This is a genomic window from Hyunsoonleella pacifica, assembly GCF_004310335.1.
In the GTDB taxonomy this organism is placed as follows: Bacteria; Bacteroidota; Bacteroidia; order Flavobacteriales; family Flavobacteriaceae; genus Jejuia; species Jejuia pacifica.
The window spans coordinates 30,107-54,403 of sequence record NZ_SIRS01000001.1; the positions used below are offsets into that span (position 1 = coordinate 30,107).

Sequence of the window (24,297 nt, forward strand, 5' to 3'; positions counted from 1 at the left end):
GAGTTTTGTATAAAAAAACAGCTAATATTCATGATGGAATTTTTATGTTAATTTACAAATGATTAATTATGAGATCGGGAGATAATCTGGCAAAGGAAAAAAAAATAGACTTTAAAAGAAAAGCCCATAGAGTCATAATTCCCTTATATATCCCAAAGGAAGAAGGATATTATCAAGAATCCTTCAAATCCTTTAAATATTGCCTACTCTCTTTATTAAAGACCTCAAGTACGGAGCTAAAAATTTCTGTAGTAAGTAATGGATCATGTGGTAGTGTAGAGGAAAAACTTCAAACATTGTATAATGAAAAACTAATTGATGATTTAGTTTTAGTAAAGGAAAATATAGGAAAAGTAAATGCAATTTTAAAAGTTTTAAGAACAACAGAAGAGCGTCTTGTAACTATTACTGATGCAGATGTACTATTTCTAGATAGATGGGAAGATGCTGTTTTTGATGTTTTCACAGCATTCCCAAAAGCAGCAGCAGTTTCTCCAGTTCCTTTATTTGGTAATCAAAAAACAAAAACGTTAAATATTTGGTGGGATTATTTTTTTTCGTCCAAATTTAGGTTTGAAAATGTTATTGACCCTGACGCTATGACAAAATTTGCTAAAAGTATCGGCTGGCCATGGCTGGATAAAAAATATAAGGATGTTATTCTAACGATCGAGTCTGATAATGGAACAAAGGCTGTTGTAGGCTGTAATCACATGGCAGTTACATATAAAACAGAAGTGTTTAAAGCAATGCCCGATAAAAACTCAATTTACGCATTAGGAGGGGATAGTGAAAAATTATATTTGGATGAACCCACTATAAAATGTGATGGATACCGTCTGGCCACTCAAGAAAATTATGCTTATCATATAGGTAATACTATTGAACCATGGCTAAGTGAAATTTATGAAAACCTCACAGAAGTTAAGAGAAAAAATAATTTTGATTTAAAGTTTAAAAAATTAAAACCTAATAAGATTAGGTATTTTATTACGCAAAAAGTATTTTCAAAATTATTTCTTAGTAGATGTTTATTAAAACTTTTTTACAGGTGGAAAGGTTTAGAAGTAAATAAGTTAAATTATTTTTTTGATAATTAATACCATTAATATCTAAAAGTGTACCATATGAAGATTCTTCTAGTAGCAATGCCTTCAATTCATTTTAAACGCTGGACTTCACAGTTAAAGGGAGCGGGTTATGATGTGTATTGGTTTGATATTCTTAACGGAGGTTATATTGAAGAGTTAGATTGGGTCGAGCAACATACCGATTGGAAATATAAAATAGGAAATTTTAAAGGCAGGTTCTTTGTGAAAAAGTATTTTCCTGCTTTGCATAAGCTTTTAGAAAATAATCAAGAGAAAGAATTCGAAAAACTACTTGAAAAAGTAAAACCGGATGTAGTGCAGAGCTTTGTATTATACAAATGTGCTGTTCCTATCTATAATGTTATGTTAAAACATAATACTATTAAATGGATTTATTCATCATGGGGTAGTGATTTGTATTTTTTCAAAAACTTACCTAAGTATAGGGAAGATATAATAAAAGTACTTGGAAAAGTAAATTACTTATTTACTGACAATGAAAGAGATTCTAGAATAGCTAGGAATCTTGGGTTTTCAAATAAGTTTTTGGGAGCATTTCCAGGAGGAGGGGGGTTTCATATTGATAAAATACAATCCTATATCTTACCACTTTATGAGAGGAATACCATATTGATAAAAGGTTATCAAGGCAGGTCTGGTAGAGCTATTGAAGTTTTAAAGGCCATAAGGAAAAATATTGATGTTTTAATGCCATATGAGCTAGTAGTGTTTGGGGCAGATCCAGAAGTTGAATCTTTTATTAAAAACGATGTTGATTTAAAAGAGCTGGATATAAGCGTTCATTCTAAGAGGAAACTTTTAACCCACATACAAGTATTGAAATTAATGGGGAAATCTTTAATCTATATTGGTAATAGTAATAGTGATGGTATGCCAAATACTTTGCTAGAGGCAATTATTATGGGTGTGTTTCCAATTCAATCAAATCCAGGAGGTGTAACTGAAGAAGTCATAAATAATGGAAAAAATGGGATGCTAATACATAACTATGATGACGTTGATGAAATTTCTACAACCATAGTAAAAGTATTAAAAAATAAAAAAATGTTGTGTCAGGCACATGAGTATAATTTAAAACTTCAGGTTAAATTAGAGTATAATGTTATTAAAGAAAATGTGCTCAAAGCATATAATTATGTTGAAAAAGAACTTAAAACCTTAGTTAGTTGATTACTGTTATTTTAACATATAGGAATCGTGAACTTAAGATTTTAGACAGATGCTTGAGAAGTTTATCATCTCAAACATGTAAAGATTTTAATATAGTAATTGTAGATTATGGCAGTCGAAACCTTATAAAAACATCTCTTGGGAATCTACTAAAAAGTTATGTTAATACTGAACTAATTACTTGTGAGACTCAGCGACAATTGTGGTGTAAATCTAGGGCTATAAACATAGCTTTAAAACAGTGTCAAAATCCTTTTGTGTTTATAGGAGATGTGGACATGATTTTTCGTTCAGATTTTATAGAAGTTTTATATCAATTAAAAGATGAAAATGAAATAACTTATTTTCAAGTAGGTTTTTTAAATAAAGAAGAATCTACTGCTGATAAGGAATTTAATAATTACAAAATAGGATTTAAATCAAAGAAAGAAGCTACAGGTATGACTTTGTACCCAACTAAAGTGTTGAAATCCATTAATGGGTACGATGAATTTTATAATGGATGGGGAAGTGAAGATACAGATGTACATACAAGAATGAAAAACTCTGGAGTACCCATATATTACTATACAGAAAATATTTTGATGCTACATCAATGGCATGAAAAGTTTTACAGGACTAAGGAGAGTAAAGCACCATACCATTCAAAACTAGAAGAGATTAATAGCGAGTATCTAAAATTGGTAAGTACAACAAACAAAATAAAGGCCAATTTGAGATTTGGTTGGGGTAAGTACTGCGAATCAGATTATGAAGCTTTAAATACTTCTGATTTCAACTATTCCATAACCAATAAGGAGTCAGAAGTCAAAGCTTTTATCAATAACGTGTTATTAATTTCAAAAAAAGCAGTTATTACGGTTAAAATAAATCCTCACAAGTCTTACAGATCATTTAAGTACATTATAAAAAAGTTAGTTGGGAAAAAAACAATGAGTTTTTTAAATATGCAAGAAGTAAATGATACTCTATTAGAAATCATTATCATGAATTTGAGGGATAAAGCCTATAAGTATAGCTTCGATAAAAAAAGTAAGATTATATCCTTGAAAATAAAACTTTAATAATTTAAATAAGAGCTATCTAAAAGGGTTGCTTTTCACTTAGAAAAGATTATTGACGAAAAAAGAAATTGATGTTTACCCAGCAAAAAATAAAGGATGATATTTTAAGTTTAGAAAAAAAGTATACAGTAGATAGTTGGCAAGTTAATGGTATTGATATTTGGCCTTACATTAGAATAAAGCTTTACATCCATATGTTGGTATTGATGAATAAAACTAACGTTCAAGCTAAAGGTAATAGCAGTAAAAAAAGTTCGAAAAATAGAATAATTTATAGAATAGTTTCTGTTTCAAAAGCAATTGTTGCTCTGTATTTTTTCTTCTCAAAAATAAAACACAAAAAAATTATCTTTTTTGGTTCCCACATTCATAGAGTATTTCAAGATGGTCTTTATTTTAATAGATTTTATGATGCTATGATTGACTATCATAACTTACAGGATGAAGTGTATGTTGCAGAATATCAAAAGGTTGATAATTTGTTATACAACCAAAAAGCAGTAATTCCTTTACGGAAATATTTAAACCACTATAAGTCTAAAGTGAAAATAAATAGCTTTTTTAACAGGACAAAAAATGAAATCCATTTGTACGGTTATGATGACTTTTATGATGACTTGAAGGGATTGAATGCTGATTTAGATACGCTTAAAATCAGAACTTTAGATTTGATAAAATGGGCTAATAAAATTAACCGAAGAAGGAGCTTTTTTAGAAGACTTTATAAAAGGATTAGGCCAGAAAAAATTATTTTTCTTGGCTACTATGGTCTAGACGATTTATATGCCGCATTGATTGAGGCTAATGAGATGCATATAAAAACTATCGATTTCCAACATGGCCCTCAAACAAACATTCATCTTGCTTATACGGCTTGGAATAAAATACCGTCCAAGGGCTTTAATACAATGCCAAAAGAATTTTGGAATTGGGACGAAGCCTCAAAAATAAGTATTGAAGAATGGGCAAAGAGTACATCGACCATTAAAGCAAAAAAAGTAGGTCAGCCCTTTTTAGGCTACTGGATTAATAAGGTTGGAAGTGTATATAATGATAGTAAAAATAAAATTATTTACAGTTTGCAAACTTATCCTTTTACGATTTCGGATTTAATTACTCCAAAAATCATTTCTTTGATAAATGAAATGGACTTTGTATGGGTATTACGATTACACCCCCGTAATAATTTGGATTTAGAAGAATTGAAAGACGTATTGGCAATAAATAAGATTCAGCATAAAGTAATTGTAGAAAATGCATTTTCTAGCCCCTTGCCTCAATCATTGGCATCTTCTTTCGTTCATATTACAAATTACTCTGGTTGTTTAATTGAGGCAGTACAACTTGGCGTGCCAACTGTTCTCATTAATGAAGTAGGAAAAGAAATGTTTACGCAATATATTGATAATCAAATTGTATTTTATATAAATAAAGATATCTCAAATTTTGAAAAACAGATAAAGTTACTAATTAAGGAACTCAAATTAATAGATTTTGAAAAAGAGAACATAGAAATATATAACCCATTATCTTAGAAAAGAAAGATAAAAAATAAATTGATGATTAAAATTACGTATGCTTTCAACTAATATTTGTCAATTAAAACATAAAGTTCCTTTTACCCTTTTTTGTTGTTTCATCGTTTAAAAATGTATTTTAGCAAAAATCTATAACCTTTAAAATGAAGAAAATTGGTTTTATACCTTTACGAAAAGGCTCTCGAGGTGTTTTGAATAAAAACAAACGGAAAATGGTAGGTAGACCATTGTTTACTTGGGTGCTGGGAGAGGCAATATTTTCTAATTTGGATGAAATAATTGTATTCACTGATGATCAGTGGATTATCGATTTTATTTTGGAAGAATATACTTGGACAAGAAAGGTAAAACCTGTTTTAAGAAGCCCTGAAAGTGCTACAGATACAGCTTCTACCGAAATGGCCATATTGGAGTATTGTAATAGTATCAACTTTGATTTTGAAGTGTTTTGCTTACTTCAGGCTACCTCTCCGTTTACCACAAGTAATGATATCAATAGATGTATAGCAAAATTAAATGATAGTTGTGATTCTGTATTAACAGTTGTAAACACTCATCGTTTTTTATGGAACGAAAATGGAAAACCAACTAATTACGATCCTAAACATAGACCTAGACGACAAGATTTTAAAGGTATTTTAGTAGAGAATGGTGCTGTATATACTATTACGAGAGAAGCATTAAAGGTACACCAAAACAGAATTGGTAAACATGTAGCAATAGTAAAAATGGAAGAAGAAAGTCTTATTGAAATTGATACCGAAAGAGATTGGACTGCTGTTGAGCAATTGTTAATTGAACGACAAAAACGAAATAAAATATCAAAAAAAATAACTCATTTAGTATTGGATGTAGACGGAGTCTTTACCAATGGAGAAATTACGTATACAAGAGAAGGAGAACATACTAAAAGCTTTGATATGCGAGATGGTATGGGGCTTGAGATTTTAAGGCAGTTTGGGGTAGATGTAGTTGTAATGACTTCAGAACAATCGGAATTAGTGTTGAAACGCATGGAAAAACTCAAGATAAATCATGTTTTTCTTGGTGTTAAGGATAAATATTCAAGATTAAGAGAGTTTACAGAAAAGGAGAATGTAGGAATAAATAATATAGCCTACGTAGGCGATGATGTTAATGATTTAACAAATATATGTAGTGTAGGTTGGTCTATGGCTCCAAATAATGCTACAGATATTGTGAAAATGCATGCTGATTTTGTATTGACAAAACCATCGGGAGCAGGAGCTATACGAGAGGCAAGTAAATTTATTTACAATTATAATAAGAGATTTTAGAAGGAACTAAAACTATGAGTATTTATAAAAGCCCTTACATAATTGCCGAAATTGGGTGTAACCATAAAGGTAATATGGACGTAGCTAAGGAACTAATTAAAGTAGCCAAGATATTTTGTAATGTGGATGCTGTAAAATTTCAAAAGAGAAATAACAAGGAACTGCTAACAGAAGAGCAATATAACAACCCACACCCGAATCCAGCAAACTCATATGGTAATACCTATGGTAAGCATCGAGAATATCTGGAATTCAATTTGGAGCAACATGAAGAATTAAAAGCTTACTGCAGAGATATTGATATTACTTATGCTACTTCAGTTTGGGATTTAACTTCAGCTAAGGAAATTGCATCGTTACAACCAGAGTTTATTAAAATCCCATCGGCTTGTAATAACAATAACGATATGCTTTCATGGTTGTGCAAAAACTATGGTGGAGAAATTCACATTTCTACAGGAATGACTTCTAAAGATGAAATCGAGGATTTGGTAAAAGTCTTTAAGATGCATGAAAGGACAAAAGATTTGGTGCTTTATAATTGTACTTCGGGCTATCCAGTACCTTTTAATGATGTGTGCCTTTTAGATATTTTACATCTTAAGGAAAAATATGGGAATGTCGTGAAACATATAGGGTTTTCAGGCCATCATTTGGGTATTGCTGTGGATGTTGCCGCTTACACACTTGGAGCTAATATTGTTGAGCGTCATTATACACTAGATCGTACATGGAAGGGAACAGATCATGCTGCATCTCTTGAGCCTATGGGTTTAAGGAAGCTTTCACGAGACTTAGATGCTGTCTATAAATCACTTAGTTATAAGTCTCAAGATATTCTGCCAATAGAACAAATTCAACGAGACAAATTAAAAAACAAAAAAGTTAATTTGGATAATTAATGAAGAAGAAAGTTTTTGTTTTCTTTCCAGATGGTGTCGGGTTGAGAAACTTTGCTTTTACTGATTTTAAGAACATTGGCGAAAAAATGGGTTTCGATATTACATATTGGAACAATACCGTTTTTTCCTTGGAGAGGAATTTAGGGTTTAAGGAGTTAAAGATTGAAAACCATAACACCAACCCAATGACATCAATTTATTCTAGGGTTAGAAAGCGAATTGAACTTAACGTTTCCCAAAAAAGGTTTAACGATAGTGTATATGCTACTTATAAGTTTCCACTGAATTACAAGGGCTTGAAAAACAGTTTTAAAAGTGTTTATATATCTCTTCTAATTGGATTAAATTCTTCAGAAGCAGGAGTGAAACGTATCCGGAAAAAAATAAATGTATTAGAACGGAATAACCATAAATATCAGTATTGTAAGGAGCAATTAGAGAAACATAGCCCCGATTTGATTTTCTGTACAACCCAACGCGCTACACAATCTATAAGTGCGTTATTAGCCGCTAAAGATTTAGGGATTCCAACAGTGTCTTTTATTTATTCATGGGATAATGTCCCCAAGGCAATGCAGGTAGTAGAGACAGATTACTATTTTGTTTGGAGCGATTTGATGAAAGCTCAAGTTTTACAATATTATCCATCTGTGAAAACAGATCAGATATTTGTTACTGGTACACCACAATTTGAACCGCATTATGATAATTCCTTAGCATTGACAAGGCAAGAGTTTTTTGATCAGTATGGGTTAGACATAAATAAAAAATACATCTGTTTTTCTGGCGATGACGAAACTACTTCCCCTTTAGATCAATATTATTTAGAAGATTTAGCAAAAGTTGTAAGGAGTTTAAATTTAAAAGGTTACAATTTAGGAGTTCTTTATAGGAAGTGCCCTGTTGATTTTACAGATAGATACGATAAAGTTGTAGAAGATTACAAGGATATTATTGTTAAATTAGACCCTATATGGAATAAAGTAGGAAATAGATGGAATGAAATTTTACCAGAGAAAGCTGATTTTAAAATGCTCTACAATGTATGTGAACACTCTGAAATGGTTACTAATGTTTGTTCTTCAACAGTATTTGATTTTATAGCGCATGGTAAACCTTGTATCTATTATAATTATGAGCAGCCGCAGTTAAGAAAAGGCATTCGTGATATAGGACAAAATTATAATTATGTACATTTTAGAAGCATGCCCAGTAAAAAAGCAGTAGTGTTTTGCGAAGATAAAAGTACCTTAGAAAATTTGGTGCAAAATATTATTGATGGTAAACTATCCAATGTACCTGAAGGTTGTGAATGGTATAAAATTGTGGTTGGGAATAAACCAAAAGACGCATCGAAGATTATCTGGAATCGGATAAAGAAACTGTTAAATTAAGACCTTGTGGATTATAGTAAAAGAATGATTTCATTTGTTAGTCCAGTTTATAGAGCCGAACTTATTTTGGATAAGTTAGTGATAGAAATAGATAAGGTAATGGATGATATAGGTCAACCATACGAGATTGTTTTGGTTGACGATAGGAGCCCCGATAACAGTTGGAAGGTTATGAAAGCACTTTCCATAGAAAAAAAGTATGTTAAGAGTATTAGGTTGAGTAAAAATTTCGGGCAACATCCAGCAATTATGGCAGGTTTATCACATGCAAAAGGCGAGTGGATCGTAGTCTTAGATTGTGATATGCAAGATAAACCAAAAGAGGTTGTTAAACTATATGAGAAAGCCAAACAAGGTTATGACATAGTATTAGCAAAGCGTGAAAAACGAAAAGATCCCTTTTTAAAGAAATTGTTTTCTAACTTTTTTTCAATGGTTTACGTGTATCTAACCGATGCTGATTTTAATAGTTCTATTGCCAATTTTGGAATATATCGACGTCAAGTGATTAAAGATGTTTTGAATATGAATGACTATATAAAATCTTTTCCGCTATTTATGAATTGGGTTGGTTACAGGTCTACTGCTGTTAATGTTGAGCATGGACAAAGGGATTCAGGTAAGACTACTTATACTCATGCTAAATTAATAAGTTTGGCATTTAATACCATAATCTCATTTTCTAACAAACCATTAAAGATTTTTGTGAAATTTGGAATATTTACTTCTGTCTTAGCATTCATAATGGGCTTGTATACTATTTACAAGTATCTCAATGGAGACATAACAGTACTTGGGTATAGTTCTTTAATTGTTTCTATATGGTTTCTGTCTGGAGTGATTATTACCATCATAGGAGTAGTTGGTATATATATAGGTAAAATATTTGATCAGACTAAAAATAGACCTCCGTTTATCATTGATAAAATAATCAACAATGAAATATAGAAATATACATGCAGATGAAATTTCCATCGGGAAAAATACTTTAATTGAGGAGTCAGCCGTATTAAGGGGAGTAAATGGAAATGCTTCTAAAATCATAATAGGAGATAATTGCTACATAGGAAAGAACGTTCAAATTATTTGTGATGATTTTAGTTTAGGCGATTATTCTAAATTGCATCATCATACAAATGTACATGGTTATTTACCTTGTAAAATTGGGCATAATGCATGGATTGGCCAATATTCAATTATAGATTCTATTGGAGGTACAACCATTGGCAACAATTGTGGTATTGGTGCGCATTCCCAAATTTGGAGCCATGTTAAGTATGGTGATACCTTAGAAGGGTGTAGATTTTTATCAGAGAAACCTATGGTAATAGGCAATGATGTTTGGTTTGTAGGTCATTGTATAGTATCTCCAATTACCGCTGCAGATAAATCAATGGCTCTTGTGGGCTCTGTAGTAACTAAGGATATGGAATACAACCAAATTTATGCAGGTTCGCCAGCCAAATCAATTAGTGATAAAGTAGGGTGCCAATTCAACGAAACATCAGTTGATACTAAATTTGAAAAAATGAAGACTTATCTTAAAGCATGGAATAGCAATTCCAAAACGATTAAAATAGTTAAGGACAGCTCAGCTATCGAATTAGATAATCTGAAGTTGTCATTCTTTAATGTTAAAGATAGAACCTATACAAAAAGAGGAACTGACGAGGAAATTGAGTTCATGAAATTTTTATTACCTGAGAAAGCAAAATTTATACCTATTTCGATGGAAATATAGTTTATGATTCCTTTTAATAAGCCATATTTTACTGGAAAAGAAACATCTTATATTAAGGATGCTGTAGACCGAGGTATGATCTCGGGAAATGGTTATTATACAAAAAAATGTCAAACTTATTTTGAATCTAAATTTGGTTTTAAAAAGGCATTGTTAACGACTTCTTGTACAGATGCTTTGGAAATGTGTGCCATCTTAGCTGATATTAATGAAGAGGATGAGGTTATTGTGCCAAGTTATACTTTTGTGTCTTCTGCACTTGCGTTTATTAGGCAAGGCGCAAAAATAATTTTTGCAGATTCCGAAGAGAAAACCCCTAATATTGATACTGCCAAAATTGAATGCTTGATTACAAAGAGAACTAAAGCCATTGTAGTCGTACACTATGCGGGTGTAGCTTGTGATATGGATACTATAATGGCAATTGCAGATAAACATAATCTAATAATCATCGAAGATGCTGCACAGGCTATTTGTTCAAAATATAAAGGAGAATATTTGGGCAGCATTGGGCATATGGCTACTTTTTCCTTTCACGAAACAAAAAATATAATTTCAGGAGAGGGAGGTTTATTAGTGATAAATGATGATAGATTTGTTAGTAGAGCTGAAATTATTTGGGAAAAAGGAACTAACAGAGCAGAATTTTTTCGAGGAGAAGTAAACAAATATGGGTGGGTAGACACAGGATCATCATTTTTACCTTCAGAAATCATAGCCGCTTTTTTATGGGCTCAAATTGAAAATATTGAAGATATTCAGACCACAAGGATAAAACACTGGAAGTATTATCATGAAAATTTAAAAGTTTGGACGCAGAGGAACAAAATCCAGATAATACCCAAGCCTCAAAACGAAACCAATAATGGTCATTTGTTTTATATCTTATGTGAGTCAATAGAACAAAGAAATAATATTATTGCCCACCTGAAACTCCATGGAGTCTTGGCGGTTTTCCATTATCTAGGTTTGCATAAAAGTGAGTTTTATCACAAAAAGCATGATGGAAGAGTATTAGAGCAAAGTGATAAATACACAGATAGATTATTGAGGCTTCCTATGTTTTATGAATTAAAACCTGAACAGGTAGTAAATAAATTAATCCTATATAATGAATAATAGGGTACTACTATATTTAAAATGGATTTTTGGAGTCCTTACCATTATTTATGCGTTTTTTACAGCTATATATATCTTCCAAATTCCAGCAGGACGAGGTGATGAGCTACTTTTTATTTCTGACTTAGAATATATTGAAACTCATGGATGGATAAAAGCGATTAAAAAGAATATTTGCATTCCGTACATGCTATTGGTATATCCACTTACGTTTTTGTTTCAAAACCATATTGCTTTAAGGTTAGTAAGCCTAATACTTACTCTAGGAATGGTATTCTATTTTAAAAGGAGAAACTTTTTGTCTAAATCCTTTGCAAGCCTGATACTATTTTATTTGTGTACTACAATTTTTTTCTTTTATGGTACTAATGATACTTTATTTAACATAAGTCTTATCATTTTTTTTAGTGAACTAATCTTTCTTTATGAATACCAAAAGTTTAATAGTGCTTTGGCTTTTTCAGCATTAATAATGGCTTTTTTTACAAGAGCATTAGCTCTGGTTTATATCCCTGTTGTGGTTATGGCTTTATATTTAATTTATCAAAACCGATGGCAATTCCAACTAAGGCTAAAAATACCATTAATCATTTTGGTTGTGTTTCTATTTTTCAACATTCCATCGTTAATTAGCCATAAAAGACTATCTTACGATTTGAAATCTCCACCCCAATCTATTACAGCTACTTGGGTACAGAGGCAGTATTTGGCACAATTGCTTATTAATGAAAATAAACTTGAAAAAGGTAGCCATCCTACTTGGAATGAAACCGAGAACTATTTAACCTTATATGGAAAAGAATCACTTCCCAGAGGTATTAAGGAAGCTTTATTCTTCGATTTTGAGCTTACCTTTAAAGAGTTTTTTAAAGATTTTATGAATACTTTGGTTCTAGGGTTTAGACAACTTGGAGGAGTACTTGTTTTATTATTGATTTGGCCCATAATTTCAATGTTAAAAAGTAGAAAACTGAATTTTAAGAGTTTTACGCCTGTGATTGTAATATTAATGATTGGAATCTTTTCCTTCATTATTATTTCTAATGTGGAACTAAGATGGTTAAGTCCGGTGTTCGTGTTATCATTAGTATGGTTTTCCAACTTAGAACATCAAAAAAAGTTATCCGAAAAATATTTAGTTTTCAATTATCTTATTTTTATTGTCCTTGTAGGATATGGAAGTTTTAGAGTGTTAAATAAAATTATATAGATGCATATAGGTTATATTACATCGGAGTATCCGCATCTTGAGGTAAACCGCTCAGCTGGTATAGCTACAAGTTTAAAAAACTTGGCTTTGGCACTTACCAAAAAAGGAGTTGTGGTAACTATTTTTATTTATGGGCAAAAAGAAAATAAAGTCATTTATGATGGACAAATTAAATTGCATTTAATTCAATCTAAATCATATCCATTGTTTAAATGGTATTTTTATAGAAAGCATATACAAAAACTTGTAAATGAAATAGTTGATCGTGAGGTAATTGATGTTATTGAAGCTCCTGATTGGACAGGAATTACTGCTTTTATGACTTTTAAAAGACCTCTGGTTATTAGGTTTCACGGCAGTGATGCCTATTTTTGTAAACTTGAGGGCAGAAAACAGAAGCTAAAAAACTTCATGTTTGAAAAGCTAGCACTACAAAAGGCCGATGCTTATATTGCACCTACCACTTTTGCAGGTAAAGAAACAGCAGAAATTTTCAAGCTTAACAAGAAGAAAATTAAGACTATCCATTATGGATTAAGATTGGAGAATTTTAAAAATGAAAATCCTAACAAATACCAAAGAGGTGTTATACTTTATATTGGAACTATAATTAGGAAAAAAGGTGTCATGGAGTTGGCACAAATTTTCAATAAAGTAATAGAAATTAACCCTACCGCTAAACTTCTAATGATTGGAAGTGATGCGCCTGATATTAAAACGGGAAACAGTTCTACGTATAAACTTATGGAAAGTTTGTTTTCTGAACCAGCTAAAGAATCGAGTAGCTATCTGGGTAAAGTCCCTTATATAGAAGTACAATCTTTTATTAAGAGTGCCCATATTTGTGTATTTCCCTCTTTTGCTGAAACATTAGGCATGGTAACCATAGAATCTATGGCCATGCAAAAGCCCGTTGTAAATACTAGCATAGGCTGGGCGCAAGAAATTATTCAAGATGGTGTAGATGGTTTTTTGGAACACCCAAGTTACATCAACGAATATGCTGCAAAGATAAATGCTCTTTTGAATGATGAAAATCTATGTGCTGAAATAGGGCAAATGGCTAGGCAAAAAGTAGAACAGGTATTCAATATCCATGATAACGCAGCGCAAAATATAAATTTCTACAAAAGTATTTTGAAATGATTATCTTAATACATAATCACCAGGAAGTTGTTGAGGTTTTAGATGTAAAATTACAACCTGTAGAGGGTTTCACTTTTGATAAAAATATTATTTATACTTTTTTTCAAATAGCAGAATGCTACCCAGATACATTATTAATTTGGTGTCACGTATCTTTTAAACCTTTTTTAAATCTAAGTGGATTACCTAATATATTTCATCATAATAGGGTTTTTGCTACTTATAACCCTTCAGAAATTGAATTTTTACCAGACTATATCGGTTATGTAGAACAATCATATTTTATAAAAGTAAATAAAAAAGTGAGGTATTCTACTTGGATTTCAAGCTCTCTTGTTGGAGGGGTACGTACAAGCGTGATACCATATTTTGAGACATTAAACATTAAAAAAGAAAGATTTTCTTGTGTTTTGAATGCAATAGCTAAACAAGGTATGCCAAATGGACTATTTTGTTATTCCGAGCCTAAACTATTGAATGCCCTACCAGTCTCTAATATTACAGAGTTGAGGTGTTCTATGTATGAACTGTTTAAATTTGTAAAACAGTATTACAAGTTTTCTTGGATGTTTTTTTTACTGTGTTGTTTGGTTGTTTTCGAGAAGAAACTTCCTCTTATTTCATTTATAAAAGCTTTAATAGTTAAAACGAGTCATCAAAATATTGATTTAAGCGATATAAGCATCAAGTCTTCGAAAGTAACAGTAACTAAAAAGAGTCTTGATGTTGTTATACCAACAATTGGAAGGGAAAAATACCTCTATGATGTTCTGAAAGATTTCTCAAAGCAGACTTTATTGCCAAAAGCTATTATTATTATAGAACAAAATCCAGATATAGATTCAACATCAAAGTTACGGTATTTGAAAGCTGAAACATGGCCTTTTGAGATTGAACATCATTTTATTCATCAAACAGGGGTTTGTAATGCAAGAAATTTAGCGTTGTCTAAAGTGAAAAGTGAATGGGTGTTTTTGGGAGATGATGATAACCGTTTTCAAGCTGATATGTTAGAATCTCTAATGAAAGGATTAGAAGCAGTTGGTAGTAATGTAGGGACAACAGTTTATATTCAGCCAGGTGAGACGCAACAGTTTTTCAAAACAAGCCAAACGTCTATTTTTGGAGCAGGGAACAGTATTGTAAAAAGTGAATTGCTAAACTATGTGCGTTTTGATGATAATTATGAATTTAATTATGGAGAGGACACTGATTTTGGAATGCAATTAAGAAATATTGGAGAGGAAGTGGTGTTTTTTCCTAATATTTTAATAACACATTTAAAAGCACCTATTGGAGGATACAGAACAAAAGTAAAACAATTGTGGGAATCTGATACAATACCGCCAAAACCCTCTCCACCAATTATGCTATTGAAAAAAAGATACTTTACTGAGATACAATTAAAGGGTTATAAACTATTATTATTTTTGAAGTTTTATAGACAACAAGACAAAAAAAATCCATTAATGTATTACAAAGCGTTTAAAGCGCAGTGGGAAAGAAGTTTATATTGGTATAATATTTTAATAAAGGGGTAGTATGTTAAAACTTTATACAGATAAATCTTTTCTAAACGATTTGTATAGGAAACAGATATTTCCTTTATTGTTTGACCTTTATTTTTTAAAATCAGAAACAATTCAGAAATTTTATAAAATTGTAGATACCGCAGAAGACTCTGATGTAGTTGTGTTTCCTGTAGATTATGGGAATTTTAACAAGTTTCAAGATTCTCTTTACAAATTATTAGATGCATCCAAATTGAATAAAAAACCTCTGTGGATTTATACCTCTGGAGATTTTGGATATACTGTATATATATCGAATACTTACAATTTCAGATTGGGAGGCTTTCATTCAAAATTAGATAGAAATACTTATGTTTTGCCTTCTTTTATTAATGATCCTCTAGAAAATTTGGGGCTACAAGAGTTGTCTTTGATTGATAAAACAAGTAAACCTAGTATTGGTTTTGTTGGCCACGCACAAGGAGGGGTTCTTAAATGGATAAAAGAATATTTTAATTATAAAAAGTTACGATGGAAAAGAATATTTAAAAAAACATATATAGATAAACAACCTTTTTATCCCTCATCTGTAAAACGTGCTTATTATTTGGATAAATTTAGATTAGATAAAAGGATTGAAGCGAATTTTATATATCGAAAAAAGTATAGGGCGGGAGCAGTATCTGGACAAAATTTAATTAAAAGCTCTAGAGAGTTTTATCAAAATATTCATGATAACCTATATACATTTTGTATTAGAGGCACAGGGAATTTTTCAGTTAGATTTTTTGAAACTTTAGCCATGGGTAGGATCCCTGTTGTATTAGATACTGATTGTAGATTACCGTTTCACAATCAAATAGATTGGCGTAAGCATTGTTTGATTGTTAAAGAATCCAATGGTTCAAAAATAGTAGACTTACTTTTGGAATTTCACAAATCAAAGTCCAATACGGAGCTTGAGCAGATACAAAGAAGCAATCGTTTGCTGTGGAAAGAGTATTTAAAGCGAGAGGCTTATTTTATCAAAGTACATAACATGTTCATAAATAGATTATGACAGAAAGTTTTGCCTTAATTATATGTACATATATGCGGCCAAGTGCGTTGCAGAAGCTTTTGTTCTCAGTAAGAGATCAGACGCTATATCCTGATGAAATTTTAATTATTGATGGTTCCATTAACTCAGAAACTGAAAAGATATTTCAAACCAATACCCATAAAAATCTTAATTACTATAAAGTAGAACAACAGCATCGAGGTCTTACACGTCAAAGAAATTATGGCATAAATAAGGTTGGGAGTAATATTTCGATTATATGTTTTTTAGATGATGATGTAGTTTTGGATAAAGATTATTTTAAAACATTGCTTAGCACTTTTAAACTCAAGCCTGGTGCTTTAGGCGTTGGAGGGTATATAGCCAATGCTTCTAATTGGAAGGAAAGCGATGCTAAGTGCCATTCTAAAAAATTTTATTTTGATAACTGGATGAGGGATGAGCCTGTTCGTTTTAGATTACGTAAAAAAATTGGATTAGCACCAGATACCCCTCCAGGGTTCTTACCTACTTTTGCCCATGGTAGGTCTATTGGCTTTTTACCTCCCTCTGGAAAAATATATGAGGTTGAGCAGCTTATGGGAGGTGTATCCTCATATAGAAAAGAAATTTTTAATACCTTTCAATTTTCAACCTATTTTGAAGGATATGGCTTATATGAGGATACAGATTTTAGCATTCGTGTTTCTAAGCAAGGAAAATTATATGTAAACACCAATGCACAATTAAACCACTACCACGAACCTTTGGGGCGTCCCAATCATTTTAAATATGGGAAAATGGTATTGAGAAATGGATGGTATGTATGGAGGGTTAAACATCCACAACCTAAATTGTTAGCTCTTTTAAAATGGAATGCTACTGCTTGGTTATTAATTTTAATTAGATTATCTAATTGTTTTACTATGAAAAATAATGGAGCGTTTTATGAAAGTTTAGGTAGGATAGTAGGCTGGTGTTCATTAGTATTTACTAAACCGAAAGTGGACTAAATGCGGTTTTTAATTATTTCCCATACACCTCACGAATTAAAGGGAGGTAAATATTATGCTTACGAGCCTTATATGCGAGAAATGAATATTTGGTTAAAGTATGTTGACACTGTTGAAGTGGTAGCACCTTTAGTATCGGGAACCCTTTTAACGGTAAAGGCAAGTTACACACATGATAATTTTGTTTTTACCAAGGTGTCTGAAATTAATTTTTCTTCAATTTTAAATAGTATTACCTCTTTGTTTAAGATACCAGCCATAATATTTATGCTTATTAAAGCATGTAATAGAGCAGATCATGTGCATTTAAGATGTCCGGGGAATATTGGTGCTTTAGGGTGCATTGTTCAACTGTTTTATCCAAAAAAAGTAAAAACAGCCAAATATGCAGGGAATTGGGATCCTAATAGTAAACAGCCTGTGAGCTATCAATTTCAAAAATGGTTGCTGGGGAATACATATTTAACTAAGAATATTCAAGTTTTGGTATATGGAAATTGGGAAAATCTATCTAGTAACATTAAGCCTTTTTTTACAGCAAGTTTTTATGAGTCTGATAAAATATCAATAAAAAAAAGGGATTATAACTCCAATTTGAATTTTGTTTTTGTGGGTAGCTTGGTAGAAGGTAAACGTCCATTATTTGCTATCCAATTGGTTGAATCGTTATTGAAAAATAAATTCGACATCACTTTGGATATTTTTGGTAATGGAACTCAAAGAGATATGCTCGAGAGGTACGTAAAAAAACAAAAGCTTGAATATATTGTAAATTTTAGAGGTAATCAGAGCATAGATGTCATTAAAGAAAAATTTCAAGAGACACATTTTTTGGTGTTAGCCTCAAAGTCTGAGGGATGGCCAAAAGCTATAGCAGAGGCTATGTTTTATGGTACTATACCCATTGCTACTAGGGTGTCTTGCGTGCCAGATATGCTTAGTGATGGAGAAAGAGGGATTCTGATTTTAGAAGATCTACAACAAGCTGTAAAACAGGTTATGGAGTATATGGAGAGTAATGAAAAACTACATGAAATGTCTGAATCTGGAGTAAAATGGGCACAAAATTATACATTAGATTATTTTGAATCTGAAATTATTAAATTGCTGAAAAATTAGATGCGAGTTTTACAACTAATAGATTCTTTGCAAACAGGAGGAGCAGAGCGTGTTGCTGTTAATCTAGCTAATATATTACATTCAGAGGTCGATCAAACATTTCTTTGTGCTACTAGACAAGGAGGACTTTTAAAGCAAAGCTTAAGTCCCGAAGTGGGGTATCTTTTTTTAAACAAAAGGTTTACGTTGGATACTAAAGCCATTTTCAAACTACATCGTTTTGTAAAGCACAATAGAGTAGACATTATTCATGCACATTCCACATCTTTTTTTCTTGCAATTCTAGTTAAGGTTCTTAATAAAAAAGTGAAGATAGTGTGGCATGATCATTATGGTAAAAGTGAATTTTTGAAAGAACGAAATTATGATGTACTTAAATACTGTTCAAATCTTTTTTCTCATGTGTTTTGTGTAAATAGACTTTTAGAAGTGTGGGCTAAGAAAAATTTAAAATCAGTATCCGTTAGCTACCTTCAAAACTTTTTGGTTGAAAATGTTATGTCTCCAACAACTACATTAAACGGAGTTGATGGAAAAAGAATTGTTCATTTGGCTAATTTGAGGTCACAGAAAGATCACATTTCATTATTGAGAGCTTTTAAAACTGTTGTTTTAAAGCATCCAGATTGGACATTGCATTGTTTAGGGAAAGACTTTATGAATGGATATTCAAATGAAGTGAAGTCTGAAATAGATAGGTTAAATCTCAATGAATCGGTGTTCTTATATGGTAGCTGTTCAGATGTTTTTCATGTTCTTAGAAAATGCCAAATAGGAGTATTGTCATCAAAATCGGAAGGGTTGCCGTTGGCTTTATTAGAATATGGCTCTCAAGGATTACCAGTTGTTGCTACCAATGTTGGGAATTGTAAGGATGTCATTTTAAACAGTTCTTACGGGCAATTAATAGAGCCAATGGATGTAGAGCAATTACAAAATGCACTATCCTATTTTATAGAAAATCCTGATAAACAAAAAGAAAGTGGCACTAAGTTAAAACAACATATAAGAATGAATTTTTCTGAGAAAGCTGTTAGAAAGAAAGTTTTAGAACAATATAAACTTATATTGTATAGTAAATGACGAGAACTAAATATATAGACAAGCAAAGTAAATTATTGTTTAGACCATTATATTCAAGAATTGTAATGTTGCTGATGCTTTTCTCTTATTTTTACAATTTGCCTGTTTTGAATTACAGTGTAAAAGGTAATAATGAGTTAAGGCTTTATGATCTTGTAGGTGTATTGGTGCTTATGATAGTTGTCCTTAACAGGCCGTTTGTAGTCGGCTATATTAAATCCAAAACCCATTTCAGATACCTTAATAACTTCATGCTTTGGTGTGGGTTTTCATTAATTTTTACAGCAGCTTTTAGCTTGGCAAAAGGACGTCCATTATGGATAATACAAACTTTTTTGTACTATTATCATTTCTTGGTGTTTTTCTTTACAGCGGTACTTTTGTCTCTTTATCTTAGAGTTAAGGGTAACTATAGATGGTTGGCATCGTTTATTTTAATATTGGCTACGGCTGAAGCAATATTAGTTTTTCTCCAACATTATCGCGTGGTTCCTTTTTTATGGAACGATATATATAAAAGTGCCTACGGCCTGTTTTTATCAGGCACGCTAGGGCCAAATAAGATTGTTCTGGGGATGGTAATGTTTATTACCTTAACTTTTGCCACAGGATTACTTTTTCAAAAACAATTAAAGGTTAATAGAATTTTAATAATTACAACTATTACAGTGTGTTTAGCTACAATTATTATTTCGGGATCAAGAACAACATATCTGGCTTTATTGGTATATTTATGTTATCTTTTTATATCTACAACTAAAAAGTTCTTTGTGCTTTCAGTAGTAATTTCCTTAGCTGTAATGGTTGGTTTTTTCTTGAATTTAGAATTGATTGAAACAGCTGTTACTACCATACAAAACAGGGTAATCGATAAAGTTTCAGATCCTCAGGCTTTCAAGGAAAACAATATTGATGTAATACAATTGTATGAAGATTTAGGGGCGGGAAGGGATAGACTATCACTAATTTACCTCGATTATATTTTTAGGAATCCTTATGTTATTCCATTTGGTATAGGTCTTAACAATAGATTGTTGGTAGGGTACTCTGCCCATAATATTTATTTGAGTTTAATAAATGAAGTAGGCTTAGTAGGGCTGTTTTTATATTCTAGATGGTTAACTTCTTATTTTTATTTAAAGTTAGGGAAAATGAGGTATCTAAAATTAGCTTTAAACGGATTAATTATTTCCATGTTGGTTACTTTGTTTTTTGGTGAACATTTATATATTTATAGACCTTTATTCGGTATTTTGGGTTACTTTTTGGTAGTAACCATTTTATTCATATCACCTAGATATTATTTTAAAAGTGGCAGATAAACTAAGTATAGCGGTAATTATTCCTTTTTATAATGCATCACGACATATTATAAGTGTTGTAGATAAACTACCGAGTTTAATTTCTAAAGTATATATTGTAGATGATTGCAGTACAGAGCCTCTTCCATTTAATACTCTGTTAAATAATGAAAAAGTAGAACTTCTTAAAACACCAAAAAACCTTGGTGTTGGTGGGGCTACCAAAACAGGGTTTATTAAGGCTATTGAGGATAAAATTGATATTGTGATAAAGGTAGATGCTGATGGTCAAATGGATACGACATATATAAACGAACTTTTGATACCTCTTAAAACAAATAAAGCCCAATATGCAAAAGGTAACCGTTTTAGGGATTTTAAAGCGTTAAAGCAGATGCCTTTTTTTAGAAAGTTTGGTAATTTAATGTTGTCGTTTTTTATGAAGGCAGCAACAGGTTATTGGAATAATTTTGATCCTACGAATGGTTTTTTTGCCGTTAAAACAGATGTATTGAAAGTTTTAGATTTCTCAAATATTTCCAACCGCTTTTATTTTGAAACGTCACTTCTGGCAGAGCTTTATTTTCAGGGTGTCAGGGTTAGTGATGTTTCTATGCCCGCAATTTATGGAGACGAAAAATCCAATATGAAAGTATGGAAAATGCCCTTTGTGTTTATGCCAAGACTCGTAAAAACATTAACTAGGCGTATTATTAAAACCTATTTTATTTATGATTTCAACATATCATCCATATATATGTTAATAGGCTTTCCATTATTTTTTTTCGGTGTTTCTTATGGTAGTTACACGTGGTGGTATTATTCAAGTCGTTCTATTTTTGCCCCTACAGGAACGATAATGTTGGTAACGTTAACGATTATTATCGGATTTCAATTATTGCTCCAAGCTATTCATTATGATATATTAAGAGCCCCAAAATCAGATTAAATGCTAAAGCTTAATATTTTAAAAACTGTTTTGGTATGTGTCTTCAACTGTATTGTAGCTTTTTCGTTTTATTTTGAAAATCTTGATGCCACATATAGTGAGCTATCATCAGATTTACTTAATATAATTCCTATTGCACATAAATTTGATAACCCCGAATTATATAAAGAGGATCTATACGCGAATGATATTGAAAATGTAAAATATTATATTCCGTTTTTTGTACAACCACTTCGTTTTTTGGGAATATTTACCAATGCTAATTATTTACAAGCATTGAATATTTTAAGCCTGTTTTGCCATTTGTGCTTTGGGATATTATGGTTTTTAATGTTTTATAGGTATTCGAGTAATTTTTGGGTAGCTTTTTTAATGTCTATTTTTGTAAGAGGTGTATTCTGGTTACCAGGTTTGGAACTTTTAGGTATTTCGGGACTATGGACTATGGTTCCGAGAACCTTGTATTTGACACTTTTTCCTATACCATTTTTACTAATCAGTTCTAAAAGTGGGATGATTTTATTGTCGACATTTTTAATGGGGTTTATTTTCAATTTTCATCCTATTACTGGTATAGGTGGGATATTGTTATATATACTTTATTTAACATTTTTCAGCAAAAAAGGAAAAGTTACTTTCAAAAATATAACATGGGTTATTGGAATCCTTGTTATGGGAATGTTACCTTTTATACTTACCTACTTTCAAAAAACCCCCTCTTTAGTTAATTATAGTATTGAAGATTATCTTGAAGCTTTTTATTTTAGAATTCCAAAGTGGTTTATTAATCCAGTGCTATTTGTAAAATCATGGTCTAATAGAGGGGCAATTTTAATGTTTCTTCCCATAATTATTTATTTGTTAGTAGGCATTAAATATAAGAGTCATACTAAACGATCAAGAAGACTAGCAGTTATTACCCTCTTGATGTTTGTTTTACCTTTGTTAAGTGTATATGTAGAGCAACTTATTAATAGTCTTTTTAGTTTAAACCTACGTATGTCATTTCAATTAATAAGAGCACAAAAAATGGCCTTGGTTCCTTCATATTTTGCCATGACTACATTATTGGTTATGCTCTCCAAAAAGATCAAATTCATTTATTTTACACCGGTCATTACAGTATGTTTTATTATGGTTTTGGTATTGAGTAAATCAGCTATATTTAAAGGTGTGACTATAGTAAATAATGATACTTTTAATTCAATTTTACCATTTAACTTAAGTCTTTCAAAACCCTCTCAAAAACGAAATAAAACCAAGGATGCCATGGCAAAATATATTGAAGATTATACACATGTTGATGCTGTTATTTTTGGAGACTATCTCTATAGAAGTGCTTCTAAGCGTTCTGTTATTCTAGATACAAAGGGAGCATCTATGCTTATCGAGGGTAATCCAGAGCGTTATATTGATTGGTACCAAAGTAAAATGAAATTTAGAAGTATAGGAAGTATCGACGAGAAAATTGAATATTTGAGATATTTGGGCGTAGACTATTATGTTACCCAAAATACTACCTACAATTTAGAGGTAGTTCATAATGAAGGTAGTTGGTTGTTGTATAAGATATGAAAACTTTAATCTACATAGGAAATAAGTTATCACATTCTGGTAAAACAGTGACCTCAATAGAAACCCTTGGAAGGTTTTTGAGTAATAGCGGATATAATGTAATAACAAGTTCTTCAAAAACCAATAAGTATTTCAGGCTATTGGATATGGTAATAACTCTTTTTAGACATTATAAAGCAGATTATGCTTTGATTGATGTATATAGCACATCTAACTTTTATTTTGCATATATAATAAGTCAGTTATGTAGATTTTTAAAAATTAGATATATACCTATATTAAGAGGTGGGAACTTAGATAAAAGATTAAAAAAGTCTCCTGTAAAATCTGCACAAATCTTTAAAAATGCACATATTAATATAGCTCCATCTTCATATTTACTCTCTTATTTTAAGGAAACCGGATATCAAAACTTAATATACATTCCTAATACTATTAAAATAAATAAATATCAATTTAAAACACGAAACTTTGATACTATACGTTTACTTTGGGTACGTTCTTTTTCAAAAATATATAATCCTAAATTAGCTATCTACATCTTAAAATCTTTCAGAGATAAAAATATAGCAGCAAGCTTGTGTATGGTAGGCCCTGAAAATGATGGCAGTTTATCAGAGGTTAAAGCTCTGGCAAAATCATTAAACTTAGATGTAGAATTTACAGGAAAGCTATCAAAAGAAGCGTGGCATAAAAAGGCTGAAAATTTTAATGTTTTTATTAACACTACAAATGTAGATAATACGCCAGTTAGTGTTATTGAAGCCATGGCATTAGGTTTACCAGTGGTATCTACTAACGTTGGAGGTTTACCATTTCTGATTAAAAATAATAGTGATGGGATTTTAGTAAAACCTAATAATGCAGAGGAATTTAAAAATGCTATATTAGAGTTAAAGAATACTCCACTTTTAACCCAGCAAATAGTATCTAATGCCCGGAATAAAGTTGAAGGTTATGATTGGGAGATAGTAAAAAAGCAGTGGATGTTCATTCTTTCTTAGTGTTTAATA

Annotated in this window: 21 protein-coding genes; all 21 read left to right on the top strand. The window is 31.3% G+C overall.

The window, feature by feature from the left end:
* Nucleotides 1–68: 68 nt before the first annotated feature.
* The 21 genes from EYD46_RS00130 (at nucleotide 69) to EYD46_RS00230 (ending at nucleotide 24,288) form a co-directional block, all read left to right on the top strand.
* The gene (locus EYD46_RS00130; RefSeq protein WP_130935028.1) at nucleotides 69–1,100 is read left to right on the top strand and encodes a glycosyltransferase family A protein; all 1,032 of its coding nucleotides are present in this window, start codon (nucleotides 69–71) and stop codon (nucleotides 1,098–1,100) included.
* 27 nt (nucleotides 1,101–1,127) lie between these two features.
* Nucleotides 1,128–2,282 carry a glycosyltransferase gene (locus EYD46_RS00135; protein ID WP_130935029.1) on the top strand — a complete coding sequence of 385 codons (1,155 nt, stop codon included), beginning with the start codon at nucleotides 1,128–1,130 and terminating at the stop codon, nucleotides 2,280–2,282.
* On the top strand, nucleotides 2,279–3,346 hold the full coding sequence (locus EYD46_RS00140) for a glycosyltransferase family 2 protein (protein ID WP_130935030.1): 1,068 nt from the start codon (nucleotides 2,279–2,281) through the stop codon (nucleotides 3,344–3,346). Before EYD46_RS00135 ends, EYD46_RS00140 begins: the two co-directional genes overlap by 4 nt.
* A 71-nt stretch (nucleotides 3,347–3,417) precedes the next feature.
* Nucleotides 3,418–4,881 carry a hypothetical protein gene (locus EYD46_RS00145; protein WP_130935031.1) on the top strand — a complete coding sequence of 488 codons (1,464 nt, stop codon included), beginning with the start codon at nucleotides 3,418–3,420 and terminating at the stop codon, nucleotides 4,879–4,881.
* A gap of 146 nt (nucleotides 4,882–5,027) precedes the next feature.
* Nucleotides 5,028–6,182: an acylneuraminate cytidylyltransferase gene (locus EYD46_RS00150; protein ID WP_130935032.1), complete on the top strand. Its 1,155-nt coding sequence runs from the start codon at nucleotides 5,028–5,030 to the stop codon at nucleotides 6,180–6,182.
* A 14-nt stretch (nucleotides 6,183–6,196) separates the two neighbouring features.
* Nucleotides 6,197–7,084: an N-acetylneuraminate synthase family protein gene (locus tag EYD46_RS00155; RefSeq protein WP_130935033.1), complete on the top strand. Its 888-nt coding sequence runs from the start codon at nucleotides 6,197–6,199 to the stop codon at nucleotides 7,082–7,084.
* Nucleotides 7,084–8,478, top strand: coding sequence for a UDP-glycosyltransferase (locus EYD46_RS00160; protein ID WP_130935034.1), 1,395 nt, complete (start codon nucleotides 7,084–7,086; stop codon nucleotides 8,476–8,478). The genes EYD46_RS00155 and EYD46_RS00160 overlap by 1 nt, the downstream gene beginning before the upstream one ends.
* A 24-nt stretch (nucleotides 8,479–8,502) precedes the next feature.
* Nucleotides 8,503–9,426, top strand: a complete 924-nt coding sequence (locus EYD46_RS00165; RefSeq protein ID WP_130935035.1) for a glycosyltransferase family 2 protein — start codon at nucleotides 8,503–8,505, stop codon at nucleotides 9,424–9,426.
* Nucleotides 9,416–10,219 carry an acyltransferase gene (locus EYD46_RS00170; RefSeq protein WP_130935036.1) on the top strand — a complete coding sequence of 268 codons (804 nt, stop codon included), beginning with the start codon at nucleotides 9,416–9,418 and terminating at the stop codon, nucleotides 10,217–10,219. Before EYD46_RS00165 ends, EYD46_RS00170 begins: the two co-directional genes overlap by 11 nt.
* 3 nt (nucleotides 10,220–10,222) lie before the next feature.
* The gene (gene rffA, locus EYD46_RS00175; RefSeq protein WP_130935037.1) at nucleotides 10,223–11,338 is read left to right on the top strand and encodes a dTDP-4-amino-4,6-dideoxygalactose transaminase; all 1,116 of its coding nucleotides are present in this window, start codon (nucleotides 10,223–10,225) and stop codon (nucleotides 11,336–11,338) included.
* The gene (locus tag EYD46_RS00180; RefSeq protein ID WP_130935038.1) at nucleotides 11,331–12,548 is read left to right on the top strand and encodes a hypothetical protein; all 1,218 of its coding nucleotides are present in this window, start codon (nucleotides 11,331–11,333) and stop codon (nucleotides 12,546–12,548) included. The genes rffA and EYD46_RS00180 overlap by 8 nt, the downstream gene beginning before the upstream one ends.
* Nucleotides 12,549–13,694, top strand: coding sequence for a glycosyltransferase family 4 protein (locus EYD46_RS00185; RefSeq protein ID WP_130935039.1), 1,146 nt, complete (start codon nucleotides 12,549–12,551; stop codon nucleotides 13,692–13,694).
* On the top strand, nucleotides 13,691–15,235 hold the full coding sequence (locus EYD46_RS00190; RefSeq protein ID WP_130935040.1) for a glycosyltransferase family 2 protein: 1,545 nt from the start codon (nucleotides 13,691–13,693) through the stop codon (nucleotides 15,233–15,235). Before EYD46_RS00185 ends, EYD46_RS00190 begins: the two co-directional genes overlap by 4 nt.
* 1 nt (nucleotide 15,236) lies before the next feature.
* Complete coding sequence (locus tag EYD46_RS00195; RefSeq protein WP_130935041.1) at nucleotides 15,237–16,265, top strand: exostosin domain-containing protein; 1,029 nt, start codon at nucleotides 15,237–15,239, stop codon at nucleotides 16,263–16,265.
* The gene (locus EYD46_RS00200; protein WP_130935042.1) at nucleotides 16,262–17,257 is read left to right on the top strand and encodes a glycosyltransferase family 2 protein; all 996 of its coding nucleotides are present in this window, start codon (nucleotides 16,262–16,264) and stop codon (nucleotides 17,255–17,257) included. Before EYD46_RS00195 ends, EYD46_RS00200 begins: the two co-directional genes overlap by 4 nt.
* Nucleotides 17,258–18,376: a glycosyltransferase gene (locus tag EYD46_RS00205; RefSeq protein WP_130935043.1), complete on the top strand. Its 1,119-nt coding sequence runs from the start codon at nucleotides 17,258–17,260 to the stop codon at nucleotides 18,374–18,376. It begins immediately after the preceding gene.
* The gene (locus EYD46_RS00210; protein WP_130935044.1) at nucleotides 18,377–19,459 is read left to right on the top strand and encodes a glycosyltransferase; all 1,083 of its coding nucleotides are present in this window, start codon (nucleotides 18,377–18,379) and stop codon (nucleotides 19,457–19,459) included.
* Nucleotides 19,456–20,781: an O-antigen ligase family protein gene (locus tag EYD46_RS00215; protein ID WP_130935045.1), complete on the top strand. Its 1,326-nt coding sequence runs from the start codon at nucleotides 19,456–19,458 to the stop codon at nucleotides 20,779–20,781. The genes EYD46_RS00210 and EYD46_RS00215 overlap by 4 nt, the downstream gene beginning before the upstream one ends.
* Nucleotides 20,771–21,709, top strand: coding sequence for a glycosyltransferase family 2 protein (locus tag EYD46_RS00220; protein WP_165454304.1), 939 nt, complete (start codon nucleotides 20,771–20,773; stop codon nucleotides 21,707–21,709). The genes EYD46_RS00215 and EYD46_RS00220 overlap by 11 nt, the downstream gene beginning before the upstream one ends.
* Nucleotides 21,710–23,284, top strand: a complete 1,575-nt coding sequence (locus EYD46_RS00225; RefSeq protein WP_130935047.1) for a hypothetical protein — start codon at nucleotides 21,710–21,712, stop codon at nucleotides 23,282–23,284. It begins immediately after the preceding gene.
* Nucleotides 23,281–24,288, top strand: coding sequence for a glycosyltransferase family 4 protein (locus EYD46_RS00230; RefSeq protein WP_130935048.1), 1,008 nt, complete (start codon nucleotides 23,281–23,283; stop codon nucleotides 24,286–24,288). The genes EYD46_RS00225 and EYD46_RS00230 overlap by 4 nt, the downstream gene beginning before the upstream one ends.
* Nucleotides 24,289–24,297 lie beyond the last annotated feature (9 nt).

Bases quoted from the DNA above. Each gene is read 5' to 3' on its own strand.
- EYD46_RS00170 (WP_130935036.1), top strand. From the start codon at position 9,416: ATGAAATATAGAAATATACATGCAGATGAAATTTCCATCGGGAAAAAT.
- EYD46_RS00215 (WP_130935045.1), top strand. From the start codon at position 19,456: ATGACGAGAACTAAATATATAGACAAGCAAAGTAAATTATTGTTTAGA.
- EYD46_RS00150 (WP_130935032.1), top strand. From the start codon at position 5,028: ATGAAGAAAATTGGTTTTATACCTTTACGAAAAGGCTCTCGAGGTGTT.
- EYD46_RS00185 (WP_130935039.1), top strand. From the start codon at position 12,549: ATGCATATAGGTTATATTACATCGGAGTATCCGCATCTTGAGGTAAAC.
- rffA (WP_130935037.1), top strand. From the start codon at position 10,223: ATGATTCCTTTTAATAAGCCATATTTTACTGGAAAAGAAACATCTTAT.
- EYD46_RS00195 (WP_130935041.1), top strand. From the start codon at position 15,237: ATGTTAAAACTTTATACAGATAAATCTTTTCTAAACGATTTGTATAGG.
- EYD46_RS00160 (WP_130935034.1), top strand. From the start codon at position 7,084: ATGAAGAAGAAAGTTTTTGTTTTCTTTCCAGATGGTGTCGGGTTGAGA.
- EYD46_RS00190 (WP_130935040.1), top strand. From the start codon at position 13,691: ATGATTATCTTAATACATAATCACCAGGAAGTTGTTGAGGTTTTAGAT.
- EYD46_RS00135 (WP_130935029.1), top strand. From the start codon at position 1,128: ATGAAGATTCTTCTAGTAGCAATGCCTTCAATTCATTTTAAACGCTGG.
- EYD46_RS00130 (WP_130935028.1), top strand. From the start codon at position 69: ATGAGATCGGGAGATAATCTGGCAAAGGAAAAAAAAATAGACTTTAAA.
- EYD46_RS00155 (WP_130935033.1), top strand. From the start codon at position 6,197: ATGAGTATTTATAAAAGCCCTTACATAATTGCCGAAATTGGGTGTAAC.
- EYD46_RS00225 (WP_130935047.1), top strand. From the start codon at position 21,710: ATGCTAAAGCTTAATATTTTAAAAACTGTTTTGGTATGTGTCTTCAAC.
- EYD46_RS00165 (WP_130935035.1), top strand. From the start codon at position 8,503: ATGATTTCATTTGTTAGTCCAGTTTATAGAGCCGAACTTATTTTGGAT.
- EYD46_RS00180 (WP_130935038.1), top strand. From the start codon at position 11,331: ATGAATAATAGGGTACTACTATATTTAAAATGGATTTTTGGAGTCCTT.
- EYD46_RS00210 (WP_130935044.1), top strand. From the start codon at position 18,377: ATGCGAGTTTTACAACTAATAGATTCTTTGCAAACAGGAGGAGCAGAG.
- EYD46_RS00205 (WP_130935043.1), top strand. From the start codon at position 17,258: ATGCGGTTTTTAATTATTTCCCATACACCTCACGAATTAAAGGGAGGT.
- EYD46_RS00230 (WP_130935048.1), top strand. From the start codon at position 23,281: ATGAAAACTTTAATCTACATAGGAAATAAGTTATCACATTCTGGTAAA.
- EYD46_RS00145 (WP_130935031.1), top strand. From the start codon at position 3,418: ATGTTTACCCAGCAAAAAATAAAGGATGATATTTTAAGTTTAGAAAAA.
- EYD46_RS00200 (WP_130935042.1), top strand. From the start codon at position 16,262: ATGACAGAAAGTTTTGCCTTAATTATATGTACATATATGCGGCCAAGT.